Source organism: Actinomycetospora chlora, assembly GCF_039542135.1.
GTDB lineage: Bacteria > Actinomycetota > Actinomycetes > Mycobacteriales > Pseudonocardiaceae > Actinomycetospora > Actinomycetospora chlora.
Window position 1 is genome coordinate 1 of sequence record NZ_BAABHO010000005.1, and the last position, 24,135, is coordinate 24,135.

General features: G+C 76.8%; 25 protein-coding genes. 11 read left to right on the forward strand and 14 right to left on the reverse strand.

Annotated elements, in window-relative coordinates:
• On the reverse strand, positions 1–571 hold a 571-nt coding region (locus ABD994_RS04180; RefSeq protein ID WP_345411162.1), incomplete at its 3' end, for a DUF222 domain-containing protein.
• A 346-nt stretch (positions 572–917) separates the two neighbouring features.
• Here ABD994_RS04180 and ABD994_RS04185 point away from each other — a divergent pair.
• Positions 918–1,292, forward strand: coding sequence for a hypothetical protein (locus ABD994_RS04185; protein WP_345411163.1), 375 nt, complete (start codon positions 918–920; stop codon positions 1,290–1,292).
• 3 nt (positions 1,293–1,295) lie between these two features.
• Here the strand turns inward: ABD994_RS04185 and ABD994_RS04190 are convergent, their stop codons facing one another.
• Positions 1,296–1,577 carry a metal-sensitive transcriptional regulator gene (locus ABD994_RS04190; protein ID WP_345411346.1) on the reverse strand — a complete coding sequence of 94 codons (282 nt, stop codon included), beginning with the start codon at positions 1,575–1,577 and terminating at the stop codon, positions 1,296–1,298.
• A gap of 59 nt (positions 1,578–1,636) precedes the next feature.
• Positions 1,637–2,497, reverse strand: coding sequence for a serine hydrolase (locus ABD994_RS04195; protein ID WP_345411164.1), 861 nt, complete (start codon positions 2,495–2,497; stop codon positions 1,637–1,639).
• 717 nt (positions 2,498–3,214) lie between these two features.
• Here ABD994_RS04195 and ABD994_RS04200 point away from each other — a divergent pair.
• Genes ABD994_RS04200 through ABD994_RS04210 form a run of 3 tightly spaced genes read left to right on the forward strand, consistent with a single transcriptional unit; the run spans position 3,215 to position 6,996 of the window.
• Positions 3,215–5,536, forward strand: coding sequence for a heavy metal translocating P-type ATPase (locus tag ABD994_RS04200; protein ID WP_345411165.1), 2,322 nt, complete (start codon positions 3,215–3,217; stop codon positions 5,534–5,536).
• A complete protein-coding gene (locus ABD994_RS04205; RefSeq protein ID WP_345411166.1) occupies positions 5,523–5,969 on the forward strand; it encodes a DUF4396 domain-containing protein in 447 nt (148 codons plus the stop codon). The genes ABD994_RS04200 and ABD994_RS04205 overlap by 14 nt, the downstream gene beginning before the upstream one ends.
• A gap of 16 nt (positions 5,970–5,985) precedes the next feature.
• A complete protein-coding gene (locus tag ABD994_RS04210; RefSeq protein ID WP_345411167.1) occupies positions 5,986–6,996 on the forward strand; it encodes an aminotransferase class V-fold PLP-dependent enzyme in 1,011 nt (336 codons plus the stop codon).
• Positions 6,997–7,069: 73 nt separating this feature from the next.
• On the opposite strand, the gene ABD994_RS04215 is transcribed toward ABD994_RS04210, so the two are convergent.
• Positions 7,070–8,521, reverse strand: coding sequence for an MFS transporter (locus ABD994_RS04215; RefSeq protein ID WP_425550017.1), 1,452 nt, complete (start codon positions 8,519–8,521; stop codon positions 7,070–7,072).
• Between the two features lie 103 nt (positions 8,522–8,624).
• On the opposite strand from ABD994_RS04215, the gene ABD994_RS04220 reads away from it, so the two are divergent.
• On the forward strand, positions 8,625–9,359 hold the full coding sequence (locus ABD994_RS04220) for a M50 family metallopeptidase (RefSeq protein WP_345411169.1): 735 nt from the start codon (positions 8,625–8,627) through the stop codon (positions 9,357–9,359).
• Here the strand turns inward: ABD994_RS04220 and ABD994_RS04225 are convergent.
• A complete protein-coding gene (locus ABD994_RS04225; protein WP_345411170.1) occupies positions 9,356–10,156 on the reverse strand; it encodes a (2Fe-2S)-binding protein in 801 nt (266 codons plus the stop codon). The genes ABD994_RS04220 and ABD994_RS04225 overlap by 4 nt on opposite strands.
• A gap of 8 nt (positions 10,157–10,164) precedes the next feature.
• On the opposite strand from ABD994_RS04225, the gene ABD994_RS04230 reads away from it, so the two are divergent.
• Both ABD994_RS04230 and ABD994_RS04235 read left to right on the forward strand, forming a co-directional pair.
• A complete protein-coding gene (locus tag ABD994_RS04230; RefSeq protein WP_345411171.1) occupies positions 10,165–10,482 on the forward strand; it encodes a hypothetical protein in 318 nt (105 codons plus the stop codon).
• An 85-nt stretch (positions 10,483–10,567) separates the two neighbouring features.
• Complete coding sequence (locus ABD994_RS04235; RefSeq protein WP_345411173.1) at positions 10,568–11,881, forward strand: ICP22 family protein; 1,314 nt, start codon at positions 10,568–10,570, stop codon at positions 11,879–11,881.
• On the opposite strand, the gene ABD994_RS04240 is transcribed toward ABD994_RS04235, so the two are convergent.
• The 7 genes from ABD994_RS04240 to ABD994_RS04270 form a co-directional block, all read right to left on the reverse strand.
• On the reverse strand, positions 11,836–12,612 hold the full coding sequence (locus tag ABD994_RS04240; RefSeq protein ID WP_345411174.1) for an urease accessory protein UreD: 777 nt from the start codon (positions 12,610–12,612) through the stop codon (positions 11,836–11,838). The genes ABD994_RS04235 and ABD994_RS04240 overlap by 46 nt on opposite strands.
• On the reverse strand, positions 12,570–13,232 hold the full coding sequence (gene ureG / locus ABD994_RS04245; protein ID WP_345411350.1) for an urease accessory protein UreG: 663 nt from the start codon (positions 13,230–13,232) through the stop codon (positions 12,570–12,572). The genes ABD994_RS04240 and ureG overlap by 43 nt, the downstream gene beginning before the upstream one ends.
• Position 13,233: 1 nt before the next feature.
• Positions 13,234–13,962 (reverse strand): urease accessory protein UreF, encoded by a 729-nt coding sequence (locus tag ABD994_RS04250; protein ID WP_345411175.1) that lies wholly within the window; start codon positions 13,960–13,962, stop codon positions 13,234–13,236.
• On the reverse strand, positions 13,959–14,432 hold the full coding sequence (locus tag ABD994_RS04255) for a methylated-DNA--[protein]-cysteine S-methyltransferase (RefSeq protein ID WP_345411176.1): 474 nt from the start codon (positions 14,430–14,432) through the stop codon (positions 13,959–13,961). The genes ABD994_RS04250 and ABD994_RS04255 overlap by 4 nt, the downstream gene beginning before the upstream one ends.
• Positions 14,432–16,504: an urease subunit alpha gene (locus ABD994_RS04260; RefSeq protein WP_345411177.1), complete on the reverse strand. Its 2,073-nt coding sequence runs from the start codon at positions 16,502–16,504 to the stop codon at positions 14,432–14,434. The genes ABD994_RS04255 and ABD994_RS04260 overlap by 1 nt, the downstream gene beginning before the upstream one ends.
• Positions 16,501–16,803 carry an urease subunit gamma gene (locus tag ABD994_RS04265; RefSeq protein ID WP_345411178.1) on the reverse strand — a complete coding sequence of 101 codons (303 nt, stop codon included), beginning with the start codon at positions 16,801–16,803 and terminating at the stop codon, positions 16,501–16,503. Before ABD994_RS04265 ends, ABD994_RS04260 begins: the two co-directional genes overlap by 4 nt.
• A 93-nt stretch (positions 16,804–16,896) precedes the next feature.
• Positions 16,897–17,469 carry a hypothetical protein gene (locus tag ABD994_RS04270; RefSeq protein ID WP_345411179.1) on the reverse strand — a complete coding sequence of 191 codons (573 nt, stop codon included), beginning with the start codon at positions 17,467–17,469 and terminating at the stop codon, positions 16,897–16,899.
• Between the two features lie 110 nt (positions 17,470–17,579).
• On the opposite strand from ABD994_RS04270, the gene ABD994_RS04275 reads away from it, so the two are divergent.
• Positions 17,580–18,542, forward strand: coding sequence for a GlxA family transcriptional regulator (locus tag ABD994_RS04275; protein WP_345411180.1), 963 nt, complete (start codon positions 17,580–17,582; stop codon positions 18,540–18,542).
• On the opposite strand, the gene ABD994_RS04280 is transcribed toward ABD994_RS04275, so the two are convergent.
• On the reverse strand, positions 18,543–19,493 hold the full coding sequence (locus ABD994_RS04280) for a cation diffusion facilitator family transporter (protein WP_345411181.1): 951 nt from the start codon (positions 19,491–19,493) through the stop codon (positions 18,543–18,545).
• A gap of 80 nt (positions 19,494–19,573) precedes the next feature.
• On the opposite strand from ABD994_RS04280, the gene ABD994_RS04285 reads away from it, so the two are divergent.
• The 3 genes from ABD994_RS04285 to ABD994_RS04295 are packed head-to-tail and all read left to right on the forward strand — an operon-like array spanning position 19,574 to position 23,283.
• Complete coding sequence (locus ABD994_RS04285; protein ID WP_345411182.1) at positions 19,574–20,818, forward strand: APC family permease; 1,245 nt, start codon at positions 19,574–19,576, stop codon at positions 20,816–20,818.
• Positions 20,819–20,827: 9 nt separating this feature from the next.
• Positions 20,828–22,423: a Na+/H+ antiporter gene (locus tag ABD994_RS04290; RefSeq protein WP_345411183.1), complete on the forward strand. Its 1,596-nt coding sequence runs from the start codon at positions 20,828–20,830 to the stop codon at positions 22,421–22,423.
• Between the two features lie 17 nt (positions 22,424–22,440).
• Complete coding sequence (locus ABD994_RS04295) at positions 22,441–23,283, forward strand: alpha/beta fold hydrolase (RefSeq protein ID WP_345411184.1); 843 nt, start codon at positions 22,441–22,443, stop codon at positions 23,281–23,283.
• Between the two features lie 53 nt (positions 23,284–23,336).
• Here ABD994_RS04295 and ABD994_RS04300 read toward each other — a convergent pair whose 3' ends face one another.
• Positions 23,337–23,837, reverse strand: coding sequence for a helix-turn-helix transcriptional regulator (locus ABD994_RS04300; RefSeq protein WP_345411185.1), 501 nt, complete (start codon positions 23,835–23,837; stop codon positions 23,337–23,339).
• Positions 23,838–24,135 lie beyond the last annotated feature (298 nt).

The window sequence follows — 24,135 nt, forward strand, 5'->3', positions numbered from 1 at the left end:
CCTTGAAGTCCAGCCGCCCGTCGCGGCGGCGCACCACGTGCAGCTCGTCGCAGCGGTCCTCTCCCTCCGGCGGCGCCACACCATCCGGATCCAGCCGGGCCAGCACCGCCGCGGCGTACTTCGTCAGCGCGGCCGGCGGCAGCAGCACGGCCTGCTCGGCCAGCGACCGCTCCGCCTCGACCCAGTCCTCGGGGTCGAGCCCGTCGACCCGGTCCAGCCGCGCCATCGTCCGGCGGATCACCACGATGTGCTCCGGACCGATCGCCCCCTCCGCGGCCACCGCCGCTGCGCAGGGCAACCGTGGCGGCAACGGCTCCCCCTGCAGCGAGCGGCGCGCGATCAGGTCCGCGGCCTCGTCCACCAGCCGCTGGACCTGCGCCTTGTCCAGGTTCCACTGCACCTGCAACAACCGGTCGACCCCGCGATCCCCTGTGCAGGCCGCCACGCCCTGCCGGTCCAGCTCGGCCACCAGCTCCAGGCGCCGGTAGTGGTCCCGCCGCCGGGCGATCTCGGCGTCGCGGGCCCGGTCGAGCAGCTCCCGCTCCACCACCCCGACCCCGCGTTCGCTCATGTGTTCGAATGTAGATGGGACCCCCGACAACGACGGGCCGATCGGGAAGACCTGGCGGTACGAATCTCCACCGGCCTCGACGGCCCCCGGTGCCGGGGGCACGACGGAACGGTCGTCCTTGCCAGGCCTTCGACCTGCACGCGCGGCTCGCCGGGCCTCCGCTCGGTGACGGGTCGACCCGGCCGCGCCGGAGGCGCTGGTGGAGAACCTGCCGGCCCTCGCGTGAGCCCCCTGCGTCGAGGCGGAGAGGCACGAGATCACCCGCCACCGACGGGTCGGCCGCCTAGGGTGGGTACGCCCGGGACGACAGCCCGCGTCCACCACGCCGCCCCTCGGAGGACACCCCATGGCCGACGGCACCACCCAGCCCGCCACCCGCGCGCACCTCGCGGCCGTGCCCGCCGGGTCGGTGACGCACACGGCACCGCTGCCCCCCGAGGTCGCGCCCGAGCCCGAGCAGGCGCCGGACCTCCTCGCCGCGCTGGACCGCGGCGACGAGGAGGCCGTCAGGATGTGGGTGCGGGCGCACACCCCCGAGGCGTCGAGCCTGCTGCTCTACGGCCTCTACGTGGGCGCGGGCATCCTCGGGCTCGTCGAGTGGCCCTCGGTGCTGCTGGCGATGCTGGGCCAGCTGGTGGTCGACCGGCGGTTCGGCGGGGTCGAGTCGCTGGCCGCCGAGCTCCGCGCCCGGGTCGAGGGCACCCGGACGGCGCCGGCCTAGTCGCTACGACCGCACGAGGCGGGCGATGGCCGCCGAGGCCTCCTGGACCTTCTCGGCGGCCTCGGCGTCGCCCGCCTTCGCGGCGTCGACGACGCAGCCGCTCATGTGCTCCTCGAGCAGGCCGAGCGCGACGTTCTGCAGCGCCCGCGTCGCCGCGGACACCTGGGTGAGGACGTCGATGCAGTACTTGTCGTCCTCGATCATCCGCGCGATGCCGCGGACCTGGCCCTCGATGCGGCGCAGCCGCCGCAGGTGGTCGTCCTTGTTGTCGGCGTACCCGTGCACGTGCTCGCCGGCCTGCTCCGTCACCGTGACCCTCCCCGCGCCCGAGGTGCCCCGCCAGGCTACCCGGCGCGCGCGGGCCCGAGGTCCCGGCGCACGGTCTGCGCCGCCGCGTCGACGGCCTGCCGCGCGGGCCCGTAGCCGGGCGGCTCGTCGGTCATCACCGCGACGAGGAACCGGCCGTCGAGCACCGCGACCGAGTGCAGGTTGGCCCGCGAGCCCAGGCAGCACAGCCAGCCCTGCTTGACCGGCACCCGCGAGCCGTCGAGGAAGCCGAAGCCCTGGTCGAAGCCGTCGCCGGCGGTCCGCTGGGCCTGGGACATGTTCCCGAGGATGAGGTCGCGGTCGGGGGCGGGCAGGTCGACCTGGATGTGGCGCAGGAGCTTGACCATGTCGCGCGGGGTGGTCAGCACCTCGCCCCACTGCGACGTGTCCTCCGGCGGCGACGTGTCGTCCATGTCGAGCGCCCGCGTGACGCGGGTGATCGCGCCGGGGCCGTCGTACTGGGTCCACAGGGCGTTCATGGCCTCGTCGCTCGAGACCGTGAGCGCGGCGCGCAGGAGGCGCAGGTCGCGGTCGCCGAGGCGCAGCTCGCCGGCGCGCTGGCGCTGGACCAGGTCGACGGCGACGAAGAGCTTGGCCAGCGAGGCGGTGTAGAAGGTCCCGTCCGGGTCGGAGCCGGGCGCGACCTCGCCGGTCGCGACGTCCCCGACGGCGACACCCATGTTGATGTCGCCGCGGTTGCCGGTGTCCTCGGCGGCCGAGACGGCGGCGGCGAGGTCGACGCGCGGGGCGGCAGGCGCGACGGGCGGGGCGATCGCCTCGGTGGTGGTGCTGGGCAGGTTCAGCGCCCGGGCCGACTCGGCCAGGGGTCCGGCGCTCGCGCCGGTCAGCGTCTCGACGGTCGCCAGCGTCCCGGCCATCACCGCGCCGACGGCGGCGGCGCCGAGGCCCAGCGGCAGCCCGCGACGCCGCGGCTTCCCGGGCGCCTGCCGGGCGGCGGCGCGGCTCGGGGTCGCGCGGCGGGTCTCGGTGCGGGGTGCCGGGGCGATCTCGGTCCGGCGCGTCCGCTCGGCCGGGGCCGACCGCCGCGCCGGGGCCTGCTCGTCGACGCGAGGGGTGCGGACGGTGCTGGTCCGGGTGGCCCCGGTCGGCGCCGGACGGGACGGCGCGGGGGCGGCCGCGGTGGGGGTCGTGCCGGTCCGGGGGGCCGGGGGCGCCGGTCGGGCGGGGGCCGGAGGTGCGGGCGGCGCACCGGCACGGCGGGCCGGACCCGGTGGGGCGGCCGGCGGCGGGACGGGTACCAGGGGCGGGACGGGTACGCGGCGTTGTCCCGGGTAGCCACCGGTCGGCGGGGGCGGCGGAGGCGCCGTGAGCAGCCCGACCCCCCCGCCCGACGGCGCCGGACCCCCGGCGCCACCGGCACCCGGCGCGCGGTGGCGCGGGGGTGGCGGAGGGCCGGGTGGACCGGGATGTCCCCGTGGTCCGTCCGGCCCCGGCCGCGGCGGCCGGGGGGAGGTCACGAAAGCATCACACCACCTCGCCGTCCGTGAGCGACGCCCACCCACCGGCCACGCCCACCGGCGGTTTGACAGTCATACCCCCCAGGGGTACCAACGGGGAGGAGAGAGGGAGGCCCGATGACCGCACCGCCCGCGTCGTCCCCGCGCACGCCGACCGGCGCCACCGGTGGGGTGTCGCCCGGCACCGGGCGCGTCGAGCTCGCCATCACGGGGATGACCTGCGCCTCGTGCGCCGCCCGCATCGAGCGCCGCCTCAACAAGCTGGACGGGGTCACCGCCGGGGTGAACCTCGCGACGAGCACGGCCTGGGTCGACCGCGACGGCACGACCCCGGACGTCGACGAGATCGTCGCCACGGTCGAGAAGCTCGGGTACGGGGCGCGCGTGCCGACGCCCGCGAGCCCGGGGGACGGCACCCCCGCCGCCGACGACCCGGCCGACGTCCTGCGCCGCCGGCTGATCGTCAGCCTCGCGCTCACGATCCCCGTGGTCGTGCTCGCCATGGTCCCGGCCTGGCAGTTCACCAACTGGCAGTGGCTCTCGGCGATCCTCGCCGCCCCGGTGGTCGTGTGGGGCGGGCAGGACTTCCACCGCGCCGCCTGGACCAACCTGCGCCACGGCGCCGCGACCATGGACACGCTCGTGTCGGTGGGCACGCTGGCCGCGCTCGGCTGGTCGTTCTACGCGCTGTTCCTCGGCGGCGCGGGGATGCCGGGCATGACCCACGCGCTGTCCCTCACCGCGGCCGGGGGCCCGGACGCGATCTACCTCGAGGCGGCCTCGGCCGTCACGACGTTCGTGCTGGCCGGACGGTTCTTCGAGGCCCGCTCCCGCCGCCGGGCCGGCGACGCCCTGCGGTCCCTGCTCGACCTGGGGGCCAAGGACGTCGCCGTGCGCCGCGACGGGCGCGAGGAGCGGATCCCGGTCGAGTCGCTGGCGCTCGGCGACGAGTTCGTCGTGCGCCCCGGCGAGACGGTCGCCACCGACGGTGTCGTCGTCGAGGGCCGGGCCGCGATCGACGCCAGCGCGATGACCGGCGAGTCCGTCCCGGTCGACGTCGGGCCCGGCGACGCCGTCAGCGGCGCGACGGTGGCCGTGGGTGGCCGGCTCGTGGTGCGCGCGACGGCGGTGGGCGCCGACACCCGCCTGGCCCGGATCGCCCGTCGCGTGGCCGAGGCCCAGAACGGCAAGGCCGAGGTGCAGCGCCTGGCCGACCGCGTGTCCGCGGTGTTCGTCCCGGCCGTCGTGGTGCTCGCGCTCGGCACGCTCGCGGTGTGGCTGCTGGCCGGGGCCGGCGCGACGGCCGCGTTCACCGCCGCCGTCGCGGTCCTCATCATCGCCTGCCCGTGCGCGCTGGGCCTCGCGACGCCGACCGCACTCATGGTCGGCACCGGGCGCGGCGCGCAGCTCGGCATCCTGCTGCGCGGGCCCGAGGTGCTGGAGTCGACGCGGCGGGTGGACACGATCGTCCTCGACAAGACCGGCACGGTGACCACCGGCGCGATGGCGCTCACCGGCCTGACGGCGCTGGACGAGGTCGACGAGGCCGACCTGCTCCGCCGCGCCGGCGCGCTCGAGGACGCGCTGGCCCACCCGGTGGCCCGCGCGGTGGCCGACGCCGCCCGCGAGCGGCTCGGGGACCTGCCCGCCGCCGTCGACGTCACCGCCCGCGACGGCCTGGGCGTCACCGGCACCGTCGAGGGCCGCGCGCTGGCCGTCGGGCGCGTCCGCCTGCTCGACGAGCTCGGGATCCCGGTCGGCGAGGAGCTCGCGGCGGCGGTCGCCCGGGTCGAGCAGGGCGGGTCGACGCCGGTCGTCGTCGCGTGGGCCGAGAGGGACGAGGTCCCGCAGCCCCGTGGCGTGCTGGCCGTCGCCGACACCGTCCGCGAGGGCGCGGCCGACGCCGTCGCGGCCCTCCACGCGATGGGCCTGCGCACCGTGCTGCTCACCGGCGACCACGAGACCGTCGCGCGCACGGTGGCCGCCGAGGTCGGCATCCCCACCGTGGTGGCCGGGGTGCTGCCCGAGCAGAAGGCCGACGAGGTCGCCCGGCTGCAGGAGTCCGGGGCGGTGGTCGCGATGGTGGGCGACGGGGTCAACGACGCGGCGGCGCTCGCGCGCGCCGACCTCGGGCTCGCCATGGGCACCGGCTCCGACGCCGCCATCGAGGCCGGAGACCTGACCCTCGTGCGCGGCGACCTGCGCGTCGTCCCCGACGCCCTGCGCCTGGCCCGCCGGACGCTGGGCACCATCCGCGGCAACCTGTTCTGGGCCTTCGCCTACAACGTCGCCGCGCTGCCGCTGGCCGCGCTCGGCCTGCTCAACCCGATGATCGCCGGCGCGGCGATGGCGTTCTCGAGCGTGTTCGTCGTGGCCAACAGCCTGCGCCTGCGGCGGTTCCGTCCGGCGTCCCTCGAGGGGTCCGATGAGCTGGCGTGACGTCCCCTGGTCCGCGGCCGCGCAGGCCACGGCGCACTGCCTGACCGGCTGTGCGATCGGCGAGGTCGCGGGGATGGTGATCGGCACGGCGGCGTCGCTGTCGAACCTGGTCACCGTCGTCCTGTCGATCGTGCTGGCGTTCGTCTTCGGCTACGCGCTGACCATGCGCGGCGTGCTGCGCTCCGGTGCCGGGCTGCGTACCGCGGTGCGGGTCGCCCTGGCCGCCGACACCGTCTCGATCGCGGTGATGGAGATCGTCGACAACGGCGTCATCCTCGTCGTGCCGGGCGCCATGGACGCCGGCCTGGACACCGTGCTGTTCTGGGCGTCGCTGGCGGTCTCCCTGGCCATCGCGTTCGTGGTGACGACGCCGGTCAACCGCTGGATGATCGGCCGCGGACAGGGACACGCCGTCGCGCACGCCTACCACTGACGCGTACTACTGGGACATGCGCTCCGCCTTCGGGACGACCTTCGCCGTCGACGGCGTCTACCTGAACACCCCGTCGATCGGGGTGCCGCCGGCGCCGGTGGTCGACGCGGTGGCGGACGCCGTGACCGGCTGGGGGCGGGGTGCGGCGGAGCCGCCGGAGTTCGACGCCCACGTCGCCACCGGACGCGAGGCGTTCGCCTCGCTGGTCGGGGTGCCGGCGTCGTCGGTGGTGCTGGGCAGCGCGGTCTCCGGGCTGCTGGGCCTGGTGGCGGCGTCGCTGCCCGCCGGCGCGCGGGTGCTCACGGCCGAGCGGGAGTTCACCAGCGTGACCTTCCCGTTCGCGGCCGCGGGCCACGACGTGGGCGAGGTGCCGCTGGAGGAGCTCCCGGAGCGCGCCGCGGGCGCCGACGTCGTCGCGGTCAGCGTCGTCGCCTCCGCCGACGGCGCCCTGCTCGACCTGGCGGCCCTGCGCGCCGAGGTCGGGCCGGACACCCTCGTCGTGCTCGACGCCACGCAGTCCCTGGGCTGGCTGCCGGCCGACCTCGCCTGGGCCGACGCGGTCGTCGCCGGTGGCTACAAGTGGCTGCTCTCCCCACGCGGGGCGGCGTGGATGGCGGTCTCGGAGCGACTCGCGGCGCGGCTCGTGCCCGCCCAGTCCGGCTGGTACGCCGGGGGCTGGGACGCGATCTACGGCCTGCCGCTGCGGCTGCACGACGACGCCCGCCGGTTCGACCTCTCCCCCGTCTGGCTCGCCCACGTCGGCGCGGCGGTCGCCCTGCCCTGGATCGCCTCGCTCGACGCCACCGCCGTCCACGACCACGCGGTGGGGCTGGCCAACCGCCTGCGCGCGGGCCTGGACCTGCCTCGCGGCGACTCCGCCATCGTCGCCGTGCGCCGCGACGGGGCCGCCGAGCGCCTCGCCGCCGCGGGCGTGCGGGCCGCGGTCCGCCACGGCGCCGCCCGGGTGGGGTTCCACCTGCACAACACCGAGGCCGACGCCGACGCCGTCCTCGACGCGCTGGCCTGACCCGCGCGGACCTTGACCGCCGGTTACTGGCTGGTATCGCTCGCTGAGCGAGCGATACCAGCCAGTAACCGCCTCAGTCGCGGGGGTACTGCTGGGGCGCGCTGATCCCGCAGTGGGGGCAGTCCTCGGTGCGGAACCGGGCGGGGGCCGGCTCGGCCGTTCGGCGCGGGCGCAGCAGGACCGCCGAGAGCACGGCCCCGACCGCCAGCAGGCCCGCCGCGATGGCCATGGCGTTGGCGTAGCCCGCGGCGAACGACACCGGGTCGGTGTAGTCCTGCCCCGAGATGCCGGCGACGGCCGGGATGAGCGCGACGGCGAGCAGGCCCGCGGCGCGCGCGATGGCGTTGTTGACCCCGGAGGCGATGCCGACGTGGCGGTCGTCGGCGGAGTCGAGGACGGTCGCGGTGAGCGGGGCGACGGTGCCCGCCAGCCCGAGGCCGAAGAGCACGACCGGCGGCAGCACGTCGACGAAGTACGACGCGTCCGGCCCGATCCGGCGCAGCAGCAGCATCGCGGCGGCGGCGAGCAGCAGCCCGATGGTCATCGGCCACCGGGGCCCGATGCGCTGGGCCAGGCGCCCGGACCGCGCCGAGAGCAGCAGCATGATCACGGTGATCGGCAGCGTCGCCGTGCCGGCCGCGAGCGGGCTGAAGCCGGCCACGACCTGCAGCTGGAGCACGACGAGCAGGAAGTTCACGCCCAGCGCGCCGTAGACGAGCAGCGTGATGATGTTGGTGCCCGTGAAGCGGGGGTTGGCGAAGAGCTCGCCGGGCACCAGCGGGGCCCGCGAGCGCCGCTCCACCAGCACGAACGCCAGCAGCGCGAGCACCCCGACCGTGCCCGAGACGGTCGCCGAGGTCGCCGACCCTCCCTCGCCCGCGGCCGTCAGGGCCCACGTCAGCGCACCAAGCCCGGCCACGGCCAGCACCGTCCCGGGCACGTCGAGGTGCTGCACCGCCTGGGGGTCCCGCGACTCGGGCACGTGGCGCAGCGCGACGACCACGACGACCGCGGCCACCGGCAGGTTGATGAGGAAGACCGCGCGCCAGGTCCACTCGACCAGCCAGCCGCCGAGGAACGGCCCGACCGCGCCGGCGACACCGCCGAGGCCCGACCACGCCCCGATGGCGGCCGCGCGGTCCTCGCCGTGGAACGCCGCGGAGATCAGCGCGAGGCTGCCCGGTGTCAGCAGCGCGCCGCCCACGCCCTGCAGCGCCCGCCCGGCGATGAGGAACTCGATCGACGGGGCGAGCCCGCACAGCGCGGACGCGACGGCGAACCACACGACGCCGATGACGAAGATCCGGCGCCGGCCGAAGCGGTCGCCCAGCGAGCCGCCGAGCAGGATCAGCCCGGCGAGCGTGAGCGTGTAGCCGTTGATCGTCCACTGCAGGGCGGCGAAGCTCGCGTCGAAGTCCGACCCGATGCGCTCGAGGGCGATGTTCACCACCGTCGAGTCGAGCATCGCCAGGCCCGAACCGAGCACCGTCGTCAGCAGGATCCAGCGGCCCCGGGCGGTCCCCATCCGGACCGCCTCGGCGGGCGCGGTGTCGGTCACCCGCCCAGCATGACCGTCGCACCGGCGCGGCGACATCCCGGCCCGGCGTCCCCGTTACCGTGCCCCCATCGTGACGACCCGCCTCCCCACCTCCCTCGGGCTGCCCTTCGACGGCCTCGACCAGCTCACCGGCGGCCAGACGCAGGCGACGCTGGTGATCCTGGGCGGTCTCGTGGCGCTCGTGGTGGTCGGCGTCCACGGCACGTGGCGGCTGGCCCGCAACGTCGTGACCATCGCCCACGAGGGCGGGCACGCCCTGGTCGCCGTCTGCTCCGGCCGCACGCTGACCCGCATCCTGCTGCACTCCGACACCTCCGGGGTGACCGTCTCCAAGGGCCGCCGCGACGGGCCGGGCATGGTCGCGACGGCCGCGGCGGGCTACGCGACGCCACCGCTGCTCGGGGTGGGGGCGGCCGCGCTGGTCGCCGCCGACGCGATCTCGGCGATGCTCGTCATCGCGGTCGTGCTGCTGCTGGCGACGCTGATCCTCATCCGGAACGCCTACGGGGTGCTCTCCGTCGCGCTGACCGGGGCGGTCTTCGTCGTCGTCGCGGTCTACGGCTCGGCAAACGTCCAGTACGGCTTCGCCTGCTTCGTGACGTGGTTCCTCATCATCGGTGGGCTGCGCACGGTGCTCGAGGTGCAGCGCAAGCGGGCCCGCCGCCGGGCGCCGGACTCCGACGCCGACCAGCTCGAGCGCCTCACCGGCGTTCCCGGGGGCCTCTGGGTGGCGCTGTTCGCGCTGGTGGGCGTGTTCTCGCTGCTCGGGGCGGGGCGGCTGCTGGTGGTGTGGCCGCCGGTCTAGCGGCGGTGTCGCAGCACGCAGTCGCCGCACATCCCGCCGCCCGGGACGCGGTAGTACAGGCAGCAGGTGGTGCGGGCGAAGCCGAGGCCGCTCGGGTGCGCGGGGTCGTCGACGAACTCCCCCAGCCCGGCGAACGGCTCCTGCGCGAGCACCCCGCGGGCGAGGGCGAGCGCGGCGGCGTGGCGGTCGGGTCGGGCCTCGCCGAGCACGCGGACGGCGCCGCCCAGCGCCCCCGCCGCGTTGCCCCACAGCACGCGCGCGGACACCGACGCGCGGGTCCGCAGCGCCGCCACGAGCGGGGCGAGGTGGTCCTCGGCGAGGGCCCGGGCGAGCGCGCCCGCGGTCGCCGGGTCGTCGGGCGGGCCGAGCGCGGTGCCGGTCAGCCGGTCCGGGTCGGCCCACAACGGGACCGGGCCGCCGGCCCACGGGCGCGCGTGCAGGACATTCGTCGGTGACAGGTCGGGCAGCACACCGGCGACGGCCGCGGCGAGCAGCACCGACACCGACCGTGACGCCAGCGACTGCCCGAGCAGCGACGCCGCGACCCGCCGGTCGGCGCCGAGACCGTCGGCGACCTGCGCGAGCCGCTCCCCCACCGGGTCCGGCCCGGCGGCGGGCACGGCCAGCAGCTCCGCCAGCGGGCGCCACGACGGGTCGGCCCCCTCGGCCGCGCGCGTCGAGATCGCGAAGAAGCCGCCGACGGCGTCGGCGTCCGCGAGGGCCGCCCGGACCTGCTCGTCGGGAGCAGCACGCGGTGTGACGACGTTGGTCCGACTGCCGGTCGTCTCCCCGCTCACGAGGACCCATGCTGGCGGAGGTGAGCGCCGCGAGCACCCCGGGAGGATCGAGCCGGCGCGGCCGGCCGAGCCGGTTCTCGTTCTGGGTGGACCGCGCCGGCACGCTCGGGCCGGTGCTGCTGCGCTACGACCTGCGCGGGCGGGGTCCGCGCCGGGGCGCCCGCCTCGGCGTCGACGGGCGGTGGCACGCCAGCACCCAGCCCGAGGGACTGATGTGGACCGGCACGGGGTCGGGCGACGCGATCACCGCCGACCAGGCGCGGGAGGTGGCCCGGCAGCTCGGCTTCGCGGATCTCGACCTGACCGACCCCGAGGTCCTGCCCTGAGGTGCTGATCACGGTGCGCGACCCCCGCCCCCCGACGGGAGGTCGGTCCTCCGTCGTTCGGCGCCGTTCCGTTAGGTTCCTCGGCATGTCCGACTACGGTTTCCGTCTCGCCGCGGCCTTCCTGCCGGCGGGCGTGCCGGTCATCGTGGGCCTCGTCCTGGCCGTCATGCGCCGCCGCGTGCAGCCCGAGGTGTCGGGCCCGGCCGTCGCGGGGCTGGCCCTGCAGCTGGTCGCGCTGCTCATCCCGGCCTACCTCATCGCCGAGGCGAACCTCGGCGTCCTCGGCCTCGCGCCGCCCACCCTCGAGGCGGTGGCGCGCGCGCTGGGCCTCGCGGCGATCTTCCTGCAGATCCTCTCCTGGACGCTCATCCTCATCGCGCTGTTCCGGCGCCTGCCGGCCCGCCGCGACGACCGCACGCCGACCGGACGGCACGCGCTGCTCGACGAGAGCGGCGACCAGGTCGTGGCCGAGGAGGGCACCGTGCTGCTGCCGGTGGGCGCCGGCGCCGCCGCCGCGGGCGGTGCCGCCGTGGGCGCCGGGGCGGGCCTCGCCGCCGCGGGGTCGCGGCCGTCGTTCGCCGTCCCGCCGCACGGCACCCCGCCCTACGGCTCGGGATCGGTGTCGGGGCCGTTCCCGTCCCCCGCCGACCAGCCCGCCGGCGACGACCACGCCCCCACCGAGACGTTCCCCGCGGCCCGGCCCGAGCCCGCCGACGAGTCCGCCGACGGGCCGGCCGGGGAGGCGCCCGACGAGGCGGTCCCGGACGACGGCACCGAGCCGGAGGCCGAGCCCGTCGCCGCGGGGCCCGGCGCCGGGGACGACCGGTACCCCGGCTACCTGCAGGGCGACGGTTCGCCGGCGCCGGGCGACGACGCCGAGCACCCCGAGGACGGCACCGAGTACCCGGGCTACCTGGAGGGCGTCGACGGGGCCGGTGACGACGGCGAGACCCCGGCCGACGAGGCCGGCGAGCCCGCCGCCGACGCCGAGCCTGCGGCGTCCGACGAGACCGACGACGACGCGGCCGAGGACGCGGCCGAGGACCCCGAGGACCGCGAGGACCCGGTCGAGGACCCGGCTGACGTCCCCGCGGCGGGCGAGCAGGCCGACGCGGGCACCGAGGCCACCGCGGAGGCCACCGGGGACACCACCGCGGAGACCACCGCCGATCCCGACCCGGCGGACGACCCAGCGGACGACGAGGCGACCGCGGTCACGACGCCGTCGGCGCCCACCACGGCCTCGTCGCCGACGTCGTCGCCCGCCTCCTCCTCGACCAGCGCGGGCCCCACCCCGCCCCCCGGCGGCCACCCCTGGTTCGACCCTGACGGCGAGGCCGCCCAGGGCGCGGGTCAGGAGGCCGGCGTCTCCCGGGCCGGGTCGACCGAGGGACACTGATCAGCGAGCACGCCCGCGACGGCGCGGGGCGTGCCCAGCGCGGTGAGCAGCGTGCCGGGGCCCGCCAGCGGGGTCCGGGCCCAGACGGCGTCCCCGTCGTCCCCGCCGTCCTCGTCGGTCCCGGGGCCGCCGGTGCTGCCCGCCGTCAGCACCGTGCCGACCGAGCGCGCGCCGGCGGTGCCGCCGGGCCCGGTGAGGGCGGGATCGGCACCGTCGAGGTGCGTCGTGGTGACGAGCAGCGGGCGGTCCCCGACCCGCACGTCGAGCGTGCTCGCCACCCGGCCGCCCCGCTGCCCGGCCCGCCCGAGCACGACCTGCTCCACGACGCTGGCCGCCGCGCCCTCGGCGAGCCGGAGGCTCAGGCGCGGCGCCCACACCGCGCCGTCGGTGACCACCGTCGGCTCCGGCCGCCACACCAGCGTCGCGCGTGTCTCGACGGACGCCGTCACGACGAACGTGGCCGCGGCGCCGGGCGTGCGACCCGGCTGCACGACGGTGGCGGCGGCGCTGCACAGCTCGAGGAGCTGACCGGCGCCGACGACGACGTCGAGAGCCAGCGCGTCACCGCCCAGCGGGCCCCCGCCGACCTGCACGACGTGCACCCGCGACGCCCCGGTGCGGCGCAGCACGACCGGCGGCCGCGAGGACCACGTGACGCGGCCGTCGCGGACCTCGAGCCGGGCCGGCGTCACGCCGCGGCGGCGCGGGCCGCGACCCGGGCCCGGACCCACGCGGCGATCTCGGCCACGTCGGGGCGGGTGCGCACGGACGTCAGCACCGTCGGGCGGCCCGCCCGGACGCGGGCGGCGTCGGCGGCCATCCGGTCGGTGTCGGCGCCGACGAGCGGGGCGAGGTCGACCTTGTTGATCACCAGCAGGTCGGCCCCGGCGACGCCCGGGCCGCCCTTGCGGGGGACGTCGTCGCCGCCGGCGGTGTCGACGACGAAGATCTGCCGGTCGACCAGGCCGTAGCTGAAGGTGGCGGTGAGGTTGTCGCCGCCGGACTCGACGAGCACGAGGTCGGGGTCGAAGCGCGCGGTGAGGTCCTCGACGGCGTCGAGGTTGGCGGTGATGTCGTCGCGGATCGCGGTGTGCGGGCAGCAGCCGGTGCGCACGGCGACGATCCGCTCGGGGTCGAGGACGGCCTCGCGGCGCAGGAAGTCGGCGTCCTCGGTCGTGTAGATGTCGTTGGTGACGACGGCGAGCGAGAGCTCGTCGCGCAGCACCCGGCACAGCGCGGCGGTCAGCGCCGTCTTGCCGCAGCCGACCGGGCCGCCGATCCCGATCCGCACGGCGCGGTCGTGGCGGTGGGGCACGTGGGCCGCGCCGCCGGACAGGTCGGTGTCGTGCAGCTCATGACGCAAAGAGGGCCCCCTCGGCTCGGGCGTGGACGACGGCGAGCACCTCGGGACGCGGGGTGGTCGCGGCGGGCAGCAGGTCGGGGTCGCCGGCGGCGACGGCCTCCGCACCGGCGTCGGCGGCGTGCACGACGACCGGTGCGGCGGCCGCCAGCGCGCGGGCGTGGACGGCGGCGAGGGCGAGCGGGTCGAGGCCCAGCAGCCGCACCGCGGCCGACGTGGCCTGCCCGACGAGGTGGTGCACGGCCAGCGAGGCGGCGTCGCCCGCGCCGCCGCTGGCCGCCGCCGTCGCGACGCCGAGCACCAGCGCCTGGTGCGGGCGCGCCCCCAGCGCGTCGACGGGGGCGTCCGGCCACACCGCGCGCACCGTCCGCAGCAACGCCCGCCCCTGGGTCCGCGAGACCTCCCGCAGCGCCGCCACCGGCGTCCGCGCGTCCAGGGCCGCCTCCCACGGCGCCCACCCCGGGTCGCCGGACGGGCGCGAGGGCGTCCCTCGCTCCGTCTCGCGGCGCGCGGGTGACCCTCGCTCCACCACACGGGCGCACGCCGCCGCCGCGAAGGACGCGGTGACGAGGCCGGCGGTGGGGACGCGGGCGGCGAGGAAGCGCTCGAGGTCGGCGGGCCCGCGCACGTCGCCGCGGCGCACGGCCTCCTCCACCCCGCCGGAGTGGGCGTGGCCCCCGGTCGGCAGCCGCGAGTCGGCGAGCAGCAGCAGCCCGGTCACGCGCGGGCCTCGAGGTCGAGCAGCGCCCGCTTGCGCTCGACGCCCCCGGCGTAGCCGGTGAGCGACCCGCTCGCCCCCACGACGCGGTGGCACGGCACGACGATGCTGATCGGGTTGCGGCCGTTGGCCAGCCCCACCGCCCGCGACGCGGTCGGCGCGCCCAGCGACGCGGCGAGCTCGCCGTAGGTGCGCGTCTCCCCGTACGGGATCTCCCGCAGCGCCGCCCAGACCCGCTGCTGGAAGGCGGTGCCGCGCAGGTCGAGCGGCACGTCGAACGCGCGGAGCTCGCCGGCGAAGTACGCGGCGAGCTGCTCGCGCACCGCGGGCAGGCCGTCCTCGTCGGGCTCCCCGAGCGCCGACGCGTCCGGCCCGCGGCGGTGCCCGTCCAGGTAGAGGCCCGAGAGCACCCCGTCGTGCGCGCGCAGCGTCAGCGGCCCGAGCGGGCTGTCGACCACCGTGTGGGACACCATCAGAACAAGAAGTACCGCTGCGCCATCGGCAGCTCGCGCACCGGGTCGGCCTCGACCATCTCGCCGTCGACGCGGACGGTGAACGTGTCGGGTTCGACGGTGATGTCGGGCGTCGCGTCGTTGCGCGGCAGGTCGGCCTTCGTGACGCGGCGGGTGTCGGCGATCGGGACGAACCGACGCCCGACGTCGACGCGGTCGGGCAGCCCCGCGGTCAGCGCGTGCTCGGTCACGAAGTGCACCGACGTCGCCGCCGCGGCCCGCGGCGACGCCCCGAACATCGGTCGCGACAGCTCGGGCTGCGGCGTCGGGATCGAGGCGTTGGCGTCGCCCATCCGCCCCCAGGCGATCATGCCGCCCTTGAGCACCACCTGCGGGCGCACGCCGAAGAACGCCGGATCCCACAGCACGAGGTCGGCGAGCTTGCCGACCTCGACCGACCCCACCTCGCCCGCCAGCCCGTGCGCGACCGCCGGGCAGATCGTGTACTTCGCGACGTAGCGCCGGGCACGCAGGTTGTCGTCGCCGCCCGGACCGGAGGGGTCCCCGGCGAGCGGGCCCCAGCGCCGCTTCGCCGCGTGCGCCGTCTGCCAGGTCCGCATCACGACCTCGCCGATCCGGCCCATCGCCTGCGAGTCCGACCCGATCATCGAGATGGCCCCGAGGTCGTGCAGCAGGTCCTCGGCGGCGATCGTCGAGGCCCGGATGCGCGACTCGGCGAACGCCAGGTCCTCGGGCACCGACGGGTTGAGGTGGTGGCAGACCATGAGCATGTCGAGGTGCTCGTCGACGGTGTTCACGGTGTGCGGGCGGGTCGGGTTCGTCGAGCTGGGCAGCACGTGGGGCTGCCCGGCGACGGTGATGATGTCGGGTGCGTGCCCGCCGCCGGCGCCCTCCGTGTGGTACGCGTGGATGCCCCGGCCCGCGATCGCGGCGAGGGTGTCGGCGACGTAGCCGGCCTCGTTGAGCGTGTCGGTGTGCAGCGCGACCTGCACCCCGGTCTGGTCGGCCACGCGCAGCGCGGCGTCGATCGCCGCGGGCGTCGCGCCCCAGTCCTCGTGCACCTTGAACCCGGACGCCCCGGCGGTGACCTGCTCGTGCAGGGCGTCGACGCCGACGGTGTTGCCCTTGCCGAGCAGCGCGATGTTCAGCGGCACGGTGTCCAGCGCCTCGAACATCCGCGCGAGCCACCACGCCCCGGGCGTCACCGTCGTCGCCTTGGTGCCCTCGGCCGGGCCGGTGCCGCCGCCGATCAGCGTCGTCACCCCGGACCCGAGGGCCTCGGGCAGCTGCTGCGGGCTGATGAGGTGGACGTGGCAGTCGACGCCGCCGGCGGTGAGCACCAGCCCGTTGCCGGCGAGGATCTCCGTGGACGGGCCGATGACGAGCTCCGGGTCGACGCCGTCCATCGTGTCCGGGTTGCCGGCCTTGCCCAGGCCGACGATGCGCCCGTCGCGCACGCCCACGTCGGCCTTCACGACGCCCCAGTGGTCGAGCACGAGCGCGCCGGTGATCACGAGGTCCGGCGCGCCGTCGGCCCGCGGTGCCCGCGACTGGCCCATCGACTCGCGGATGACCTTGCCCCCGCCGAACACGGCCTCGTCGCCGCCGCGGGGCCCGCGGCTGCGGTCGGCCTCGACCCGGATCACCAGGTCGGTGTCGGCGAGCCGGACGCGGTCGCCGGTGGTCGGCCCGAACAGGTCGGCGGAGCTCTCCCGGGTCACGCGCCAGCCCGTGCCCGCGGCGCCGCTGCGGCGTCCCGCCGGGTCGTCGACGTCGAGCCGGATCCCCGGCACCGTCCCGGTCCCGCCGAGCGCGACGAGCTCGACCTCCTTCTCCACGCCGGGCTCGAACCGCACCGACGTCCCCGCCGGCACGGCCAGGCGCATGCCCGCGGCGGCCTCGCGGTCGAACGCCAGTGCGGGGTTGGCCGCGGCGAAGTGGGCGTGCGAGCCGACCTGGATCGGCCGGTCACCGGTGTTGGCGACCACGAGGGCGAGCGTCTCCACGCCCTCGCCCCACGTCAGGTCCCCGTCGCCGTGCAGGACCTCGCCCGGGATGTGGGGGCCGCTCACGCGATCGGGTCGTGCACGGTGACGAGCTTGGTGCCGTCCGGGAACGTCGCCTCGACCGCGACCGTCGGCAGCATCGCCGGCACCCCGTCCATGACGTCGTCGCGGGTGAGCACGTGCTGCCCGTCGCTCATGAGGTCGGCGACGCTGCGCCCGTCCCGCGCCCCCTCGAGGATCCAGGAGGTCAGGAGCGCCACCGCCTCCGGGTGGTTGAGCTTCAGCCCCCTACCCCGGCGCTCGCGGGCGAGGCCCGCGGCGACGTGCACCAGGAGCTTCTCCTGCTCGTGGGGCGACAGCAGCACGGGACGACCTCCGGCACGGCGGGGGGACAGCGGCGCTGCGCACGCTAGGCGCCGCGTGTTACCGGGATGTTGATTTGCGCGCCCACGCCCGGCTCACACGAGGACGGCGAGGACGAGCACGCCGGCCGCCGCGGGCACGTCCAGCGCGACGCACGCCTCGGCCAGCGACGGCGAGACGTCCCCGCGGTGGCGGCGCAGGTGCCAGACGTCCCACGCCCCGTGCCCGGCGAGGGTGAGCGCGGCCAGGACGAGGCCCGCGGTGGGCGGCAGCGCGAGCGCCACGAGGACGAGCCCGCCGTAGAGCACGAGCCCCGCGGTCTGCCGGAGCAGGGCGGGGCGGGCGACGCCGCGCGCGACCCCGAGCACGACGAGCACGACCGCGGCGACACCGTTGACGAGCACCGGCGAGACCGCGGCCAGCCGGGCCGCGACGACGAGGGCGGTGCCGACCGCGCACCACACCCAGGCCATCCACGGCCGTCCGGTGGCGACGCCGGCGAGGTAGGCCGCGACGGCGACGAGGACGCCGATGGCGACGTCCGCCGGCCCCAGCGGGCCGGCGAGCAGGAACGCCGCGGCGGCGAGGAGGCCGACGGCGACGGGCCACCGGCGGGCGAGCGCGGCGAGCCGGGAGCGGGTGGGGGCGGGGTGCGGTCGCGTGGTCACGGCCGCGAGCCTGGGCCCGTGCGCATACCCATGGGGGGTATCGGGGCGTGCGTGTCCGGAATCCTGCGGAGCTGGTCCGGACGGACCCGGCGGCGGCTAGGGTCGGCACCGTGGAGCACCGGACGGTCGTCGTCGGCTACCCCGACGCCGAGCTGCTCGACCTGGCCTGCGTCACGACGACGCTGGCGACGGCGACCGAGCTCGGGGCGATGCCCGGCTACGCGGTGCGCCTGCTCACCCCCGGCGGCCGCACGGTCACCTGCCGGCCGGGTCTGCGGCTCGAGGCGCACGGCGCGATCGAGCACCACACCGCGCCGGTCGACACGCTCGTCGTGGTCGGTGGCCTGGGCAGCCGCGCCGCGGCGCGGGACGCCGCCCTCGTCGCCCACGTGCGCCGCCTCGCCCGCGGCGCGGGCCGCGTGGCGTCGGTCTGCACCGGGGCGAGCGTGCTCGCGGCCGCCGGCCTGCTCGACGGGCGGCGGGCCACCACCCACTGGCGCTTCGCGGCCGATCTCGCCCGCGAGCACCCGACCGTCACGGTCGACCCCGGCCCGATCTTCGTCCGCGACGGCCGGGTCGCGACGTCGGCCGGGGTCACCAGCGCGCTGGATCTGACCCTGGCCTTCGTCGCCGAGGACCACGGGCCGGCGCTCGCGCGGACCGTCGCACAGGCCCTGGTGACCTACCTCCAGCGGCCCGGCACGCAGGCCCAGGTGAGCGTCCACGTCGCCGCCCCGGCGCCGACCGACGACGTCGTCCGGCGCGTCGTCGAGCACGTGGCCGACCACCTCGACGCCGACCTCGGGACCGCGGCCCTCGCGCGGCTCGCCCGGGTCAGCGAGCGCCACCTGACGCGGCTCTTCCGTGCCGACCTCGGGCACACGCCCGCCGAGCACGTGCGGCGCACCCGCACCGAGGCCGCCGCGGCCCTGCTGGCCGGCACCGACGTGCCGCTGGCGCGGGTGGCGGCGCGCTGCGGGTTCCGGTCCACCGAGACGATGCGCACGGCGTTCCTGGCCGCCTACGGCCGGACGCCCTCGGAGCACCGCCGCGCGTTCGCGGCGGCGTCCTGATCAGCCGATCGCCGGGTTCGCGGCCGGCAGCGGCCGCGGGGGCTCGCAGGCCTGCTCGTGGTCGGCGTGCTCGACGGCCTCGATCTGCAGCGTCGAGTGGTGCAGCCCGAAGCGGTCGCGCAGCAGCACCGTCGCGCGGTCGAGCACGCCGTGCTCGCCGCAGTCGGCCGTCGCGCAGCCCGCGTCGGAGATCACGAGGTGGGCCGAGACGGCGGGGCTGCGGTCGTTGATGGCCCAGACGTGCAGGTCGTGCACCTCGGCCACCCCCTCGACGCCGAGCAGCACGTCGTGCACCTCGTCGACGTCGATGCCTGCCGGCGTGCCCTCGAGCAGCACGTGCCCCGTCTCGCGCAGCAGCGCGACCGTGCGGGGCAGCAGGATCGCGACGATGACGAGCGAGGCGACGGTGTCGGCGTAGACCCAGCCGGTGGACAGGGTCACCACGGCCGCCACCAGCACCGCGACCGAGCCCAGCGCGTCGCCGAGCACGTGCAGCGCCGCTCCGCGGACGTTCATCCCGCCGCTGCCGCGACGGAGCACCACGAGCGCCACGACGTTGCCCAGCAGCCCGACCAGGCCGTAGACGAGCAGGCCGACGCCGGGCACCGCGGTGGGCGTGACCAGGCGCTCCACCGCCTCGATCGCGACCCAGACGGTCACCCCGAGCAGCAGGACGGCGTTGAGGGCGGCGCCGAGGACCTCGGCGCGCCCGAGACCGAAGGTGCGCCGCCGGCTCGGCGGGCGGGCGGCGAGGGCGGAGGCGACGAGCGCGGTGCCCAGCGCCACGACGTCGGTGCCGACGTGGCCCAGGTCGGCGAGCAGCGCCAGCGACCCGGTGACGACCGCACCGACCGCGCCCACCACCAGCACGAGCGCGGTGGTGCCGAGCGCGAGGCCGAGACGCCGGCGGTCGTCCCCGCCGGCGTGGCCGTGCCCGTGACCGTGTCCCACGGGGCCGACCATACATGCACGCTTTCGCATGTGACATCGGGAGTGGCCTGCGACTCGCCGTCGCCGCGATGATGCAGCCCGTGAGCGACCAGGCCGGGCTGGCCCGCCGCCTCGGACCGTTCGACGCGGTCGTGATCGGGCTCGGCTCGATGATCGGCGCCGGGGTCTTCGCCGCGTTCGCCCCGGCCGCGGCGGCCGCCGGCGGCGGGCTGCTGGTCGGCCTCGGGATCGCCGCGGTCGTGGCGTACGCCAACGCCACGTCGTCGGCCCAGCTCGCCGCGCAGTACCCCACGTCGGGCGGCACCTACGTCTACGGCCGCGAGCGGCTCGGGCCCTGGTGGGGCTTCGTCGCGGGCTGGGGCTTCGTGGTGGGCAAGACGGCGAGCTGCGCGGCCATGGCGCTGACCTTCGCCGCCTACACCGTCCCGCCGGCCTGGCAGCGGCCCGTCGCCGTCGTCGCGGTCCTGGTGCTCGCCGCCGTCAACTGCCGGGGCATCACCCGCACCGCACGGCTGACCCGGATCCTCGTCGCGGTCGTGCTCGCCGCGCTCGCGGTGGTCGTCGCCGCGGCGCTCACCGGCGCCCGGCCGGGGCCGGCCGCGGCCGTGGCGACCACGCCCGGCGTCTACGGCGTCCTGCAGTCCGCGGGGCTGCTGTTCTTCGCGTTCGCCGGCTACGCCCGCATCGCCACCCTCGGCGAGGAGGTCCGCGACCCGCGGCGCACCATCCCGCGGGCCGTCGTGCTCGCGCTGGCCGGCGCGGTCGCCGTCTACGCGGTCGTCGCCGTCACCCTGCTGACCGTCCTCGGGCCGGCCCGCCTCGCCGCGTCGCGCGCGCCCCTGGCCGACGCCGCCGCGGCGGCCGGTGCGTCGTGGGCGGTGCCCGTCGCGGCGGTCGGGGCGTCCGCCGCGGCCCTCGGCGCCCTGCTCTCGCTGGTGGCCGGCGTCGGGCGCACGACGCTGGCCATGGCCCGCGGCGACGACCTGCCCGGGTGGCTCGCCGCGGTCCACCCGCGCCACCGGGTCCCCCACCGCGCCGAGATCGCGCTCGCGGTCGTCGTCGCCGTCCTGGTGCTGACCACCGACCTGCGGGGCGTCATCGGCTTCTCGTCGTTCGGGGTGCTGCTCTACTACCTGGTCGCCAACATCGCGGCCGCCACCCAGCACGCCGGGCACCGGCGTTTCCCGCGGTGGCTGCAGGCGCTGGGCGCGCCGGGGTGCGTGGTCCTCGTGGTCACCCTGCCGCCGGGCTCGGTGCTCGCCGGCCTCGTCGTGGCCGCGGTCGGGGTGATCTACCGGGCCGTGCGGGTCCGGGCCCGGTCCTAGAGTGGGCGCGTGACCGAGGCCGACCCGCGGGTGCTGCTCCTCGTCTTCGTGGTGGCCATCGCGGTGACCGCGGTGGCGCGCCGCTTCTCGTTCTCGGCGCCCCTGGTGCTGGTCGTCGTCGGGCTGGCGATCTCGTTCGTGCCCGGGGTGCCCGAGGTGCCCCTCGACCCGGACCTCGTGCTGTTCCTCGTGCTGCCCCCGCTGCTCTACTCCGCGGCGCTGGAGAGCTCGACGCTGCGGCTGCGGGAGAACATCAAGCGGATCAGCCAGCTCGCGGTCGGGCTCGTCGTGTTTAGCACGGCCGCGGTGGGCATCGCGGCGTGGCTGCTCCTGCCGGAGCTCCCCCTGACCAGCGCGCTCGTGCTCGGCGCCGTCGTCGCCCCGCCGGACGCCGTCGCCGCGGCGTCGATCGGGCGCCGGCTCGGGCTGCAGCGGCGCATCATGGCCATCCTCGAGGGCGAGAGCCTGCTCAACGACGCCACCGCCCTGACGCTGTTCCGCGTCCTGCTCGCCGCCGCGCTGGCCACCGGCACGGTCAGCACCTGGCCGACCGTCCTCGAGGGGCTCGGCGAGTTCGCCCTCGCGGCGGTGGGCGGCGTCGCCATCGGCGGCGCGGCGGGCTGGCTGCTGCACCGGGTGCGGATGCGGCTGCAGGACGGCGTGCTGGAGAGCTCGGTCGGGCTGCTCGTGCCGTTCGTGATCTACCTGCTGGCCGAGGAGGTGCACACGTCCGGCGTGCTCGCCGTCGTCGTCGCGGGCCTCTACCTCGGGCACAAGTCCACCGAGGCCGGCTACGCCACCCGCCTGCAGGACCAGGCCGTGTGGAAGGCGCTCGACACGCTGCTCGAGGCGTTGGTGTTCGCGCTCATCGGGCTGCAGCTGCGCGTCGTCGTCAGCGGGCTGGGCACCGACGTCGGCCGCATCCTGCTCGTCTCGCTCGCCCTGCTGCTGGTCACGATCCTGGCCCGCTTCGTCTTCGTCTTCCCGACGATCTACGCCCCACGGCTGATCCCACGCGTGCGCCGGGCCGGCAACGCCCTGCCCTGGCGGGGACCGTTCATCATCTCCTGGGCGGGCATGCGCGGGGTGGTCACGCTGGCCGCCGCCTTCGCCATCCCCGTGGGCGACGCGACGAGCCCGGGCATGCCGGGCCGGGACGTCGTCGTGTTCGCCGCCTTCGTGATCACCGTCGGCACACTGCTGCTGCAGGGCCTGACCCTGCCGACGCTGATCCAGCGCCTGCACGTGCGCGACAAGGGCGGGCAGCGCGACGTCCTCGACGAGGCCGCGGTGAAGCAGGCCGCCGCCGAGGCGGCGATCAACCGCCTCGACGAGCTCACCGACGACGCCACGCCCCAGCACGTCGCCGAGCAGCTGCGGACCTGGGCCGAGCACCGCTCCAACAGCGCCTGGGAGCGCCTCGGGCGTCCCGACGAGGAGATCGGCGAGGCGCCGTCGATGGTGTTCGCGCGCCTGCGCCGCGAGATGCTCACGGCCGAGCGCGCGACCTTCGTCCGCTTCCGCGACATGGGCCGCATCGACGAGGGCATCCTGCGCGACATGCTCCGCGAGCTCGACTACGAGGAAGCGATGCTCAACCGCTGACCCCTACGGTGGGCGGGGTGGAGCAGGAGAACGTCGCCGTCGGAGGAGCGCGGCTGCACACCGAGTCCCGCGGGTCCGGGCCGCTGGTCCTCCTGGTGGTGGGCGGCAACGGCGACCCGACGGTGTTCGACCCGCTGGCCGACCTCCTCGCCGCGCGGTGGACCGTGGTCACCTGGGTCCGGCGGGGGTTCGTCCGCAGCCCGGTCGACGACGGCCCGGCCGGCCGGCTCGACGACAAGCTCGCCGCCGACGTCGACGACGCGGCGGCGCTGATCGAGCGCCACGGCGGCCCGGCGACGGTCGTCGGCACCAGCTCCGGGGCGGTCGTCGCGCTCGAGCTGCTGGTGCGCCGCCCCGACCTCGTCGCGCGGGCGGTCGCCCACGAGCCGCCCCTCACCGAGCTCCTCGACGATGCCGGGGCGTGGCGGCAGCGCTTCGCCGAGGTGCACGCCGTCTACCGGACCGAGGGCGTGGTGCCGGCGATGGCGGCGTTCGCCGCGGCGGTGGGGCTGCGCGGCCCGACCGCACCGCCGGAGACGTCCCGCGAGGTCCCCCCGGCGCTCGCCGCGATGCGCGAGCGGTGGCCGGCCAACGCGGCGTTCTGGTTCGACCACGAGTACGGCCCGTACCCCCGCCACGACCTCGACCTCGACGCCCTGGCCCGCCACGTGGACCGCCTCGTCCTCGCGGTCGGCGCCACCTCCCGCGCCGAGGACCAGTTGCCGAGCCGCCCGGCCGCCGTGCTCGCCGCCCGGCTCGGGATCGGGGTCACCACGGTGCCCGGCGGGCACCTCGGCTACGTCGAGGAGCCGGCGGCCTTCGCCGCCGCGCTGGAGGACGCCGTCACACCTCGGTCGTGAGGAGACGGATCCCGAGCTGCGCACCGCCGGTGACGGCCCCGACAGGGCAGGAACTACGGAGGCGCGGGAAGCAGGCCCACGAGCTGCGCGCGTTGGACCGCGGCGAGGCGGTCGGCCACCCCGAGCTTGGCGTAGACCCGCTGCAGGTGCTTCTGGACCGTCCGCTCCCCCACGGCCAGGCGACGCGCGATGGCGCGGGCCGTGAGTCCGGCGGCGAGGAGGTCGAGCACCGCGCTCTCCCGCGGCGTCAGACCGGCCGCCTCGGCGGTGGGCACGGCGTGGACGCCGGTGCGCGCGGCCCAGGCGGCGTGCGCCGCGATCTGCCGGTCGAGGCCGACGAACACCCGCTGCAGGCGGCGCAGGGACGCCATCTCCGCGGCCGTGAACGGGTCGACCCGGCCCACGAGGAACGCCCGGTGACCCTGCGGACCCAGGTACAGCGGCACCGAGACCTGGCTGACGATGCTGCCGTCGAGGACCTCGGTGCACGCGGCGCGCCAGCGCTCGTGCACCCCGCGGTCGGCGAACCGGTCGGGCACGTCGTCCACCTGCATGACGTCCGTGCGTCCGGTCGCCCGGTACAGCGCAGCAGGGGATGGATCCGCGGCGCCTCCTCCAGGGTCCAGCGCTCGATCTCGGAGCGGCGGCCCGGGTGGAAGTCCGCCGGCCACTGCCGTTGCTCCACCGCGCCCGTGGCGTCCTGCCCGTAGTACGAGCCGGCGGGGGCACCGAACGTCGCCACCAGCCCCTGCACGACCCGCTCGGTGGGCCAGGACGTCCACGGCCGGGCCACGAGGTCGGCGACGAGTTCCAGCCACTCGCCCTCCCGCGTGGCTGTGTCCACGACCCGGC

What these genes read in the sequence shown, in the direction of transcription:
- ABD994_RS04255 (WP_345411176.1), bottom strand. Translation starts at nt 14,432, where the DNA reads ATGGTGTCCCACACGGTGGTCGACAGCCCGCTCGGGCCGCTGACGCTG.
- ABD994_RS04235 (WP_345411173.1), top strand. Translation starts at nt 10,568, where the DNA reads ATGTCCGACTACGGTTTCCGTCTCGCCGCGGCCTTCCTGCCGGCGGGC.
- ABD994_RS04200 (WP_345411165.1), top strand. Translation starts at nt 3,215, where the DNA reads ATGACCGCACCGCCCGCGTCGTCCCCGCGCACGCCGACCGGCGCCACC.
- ABD994_RS04205 (WP_345411166.1), top strand. Translation starts at nt 5,523, where the DNA reads ATGAGCTGGCGTGACGTCCCCTGGTCCGCGGCCGCGCAGGCCACGGCG.
- ABD994_RS04300 (WP_345411185.1), bottom strand. Translation starts at nt 23,837, where the DNA reads ATGCAGGTGGACGACGTGCCCGACCGGTTCGCCGACCGCGGGGTGCAC.
- ABD994_RS04185 (WP_345411163.1), top strand. Translation starts at nt 918, where the DNA reads ATGGCCGACGGCACCACCCAGCCCGCCACCCGCGCGCACCTCGCGGCC.
- ABD994_RS04230 (WP_345411171.1), top strand. Translation starts at nt 10,165, where the DNA reads ATGCTGGCGGAGGTGAGCGCCGCGAGCACCCCGGGAGGATCGAGCCGG.
- ABD994_RS04215 (WP_425550017.1), bottom strand. Translation starts at nt 8,521, where the DNA reads ATGGGGACCGCCCGGGGCCGCTGGATCCTGCTGACGACGGTGCTCGGT.
- ABD994_RS04210 (WP_345411167.1), top strand. Translation starts at nt 5,986, where the DNA reads ATGCGCTCCGCCTTCGGGACGACCTTCGCCGTCGACGGCGTCTACCTG.
- ABD994_RS04195 (WP_345411164.1), bottom strand. Translation starts at nt 2,497, where the DNA reads ATGGCCGGGACGCTGGCGACCGTCGAGACGCTGACCGGCGCGAGCGCC.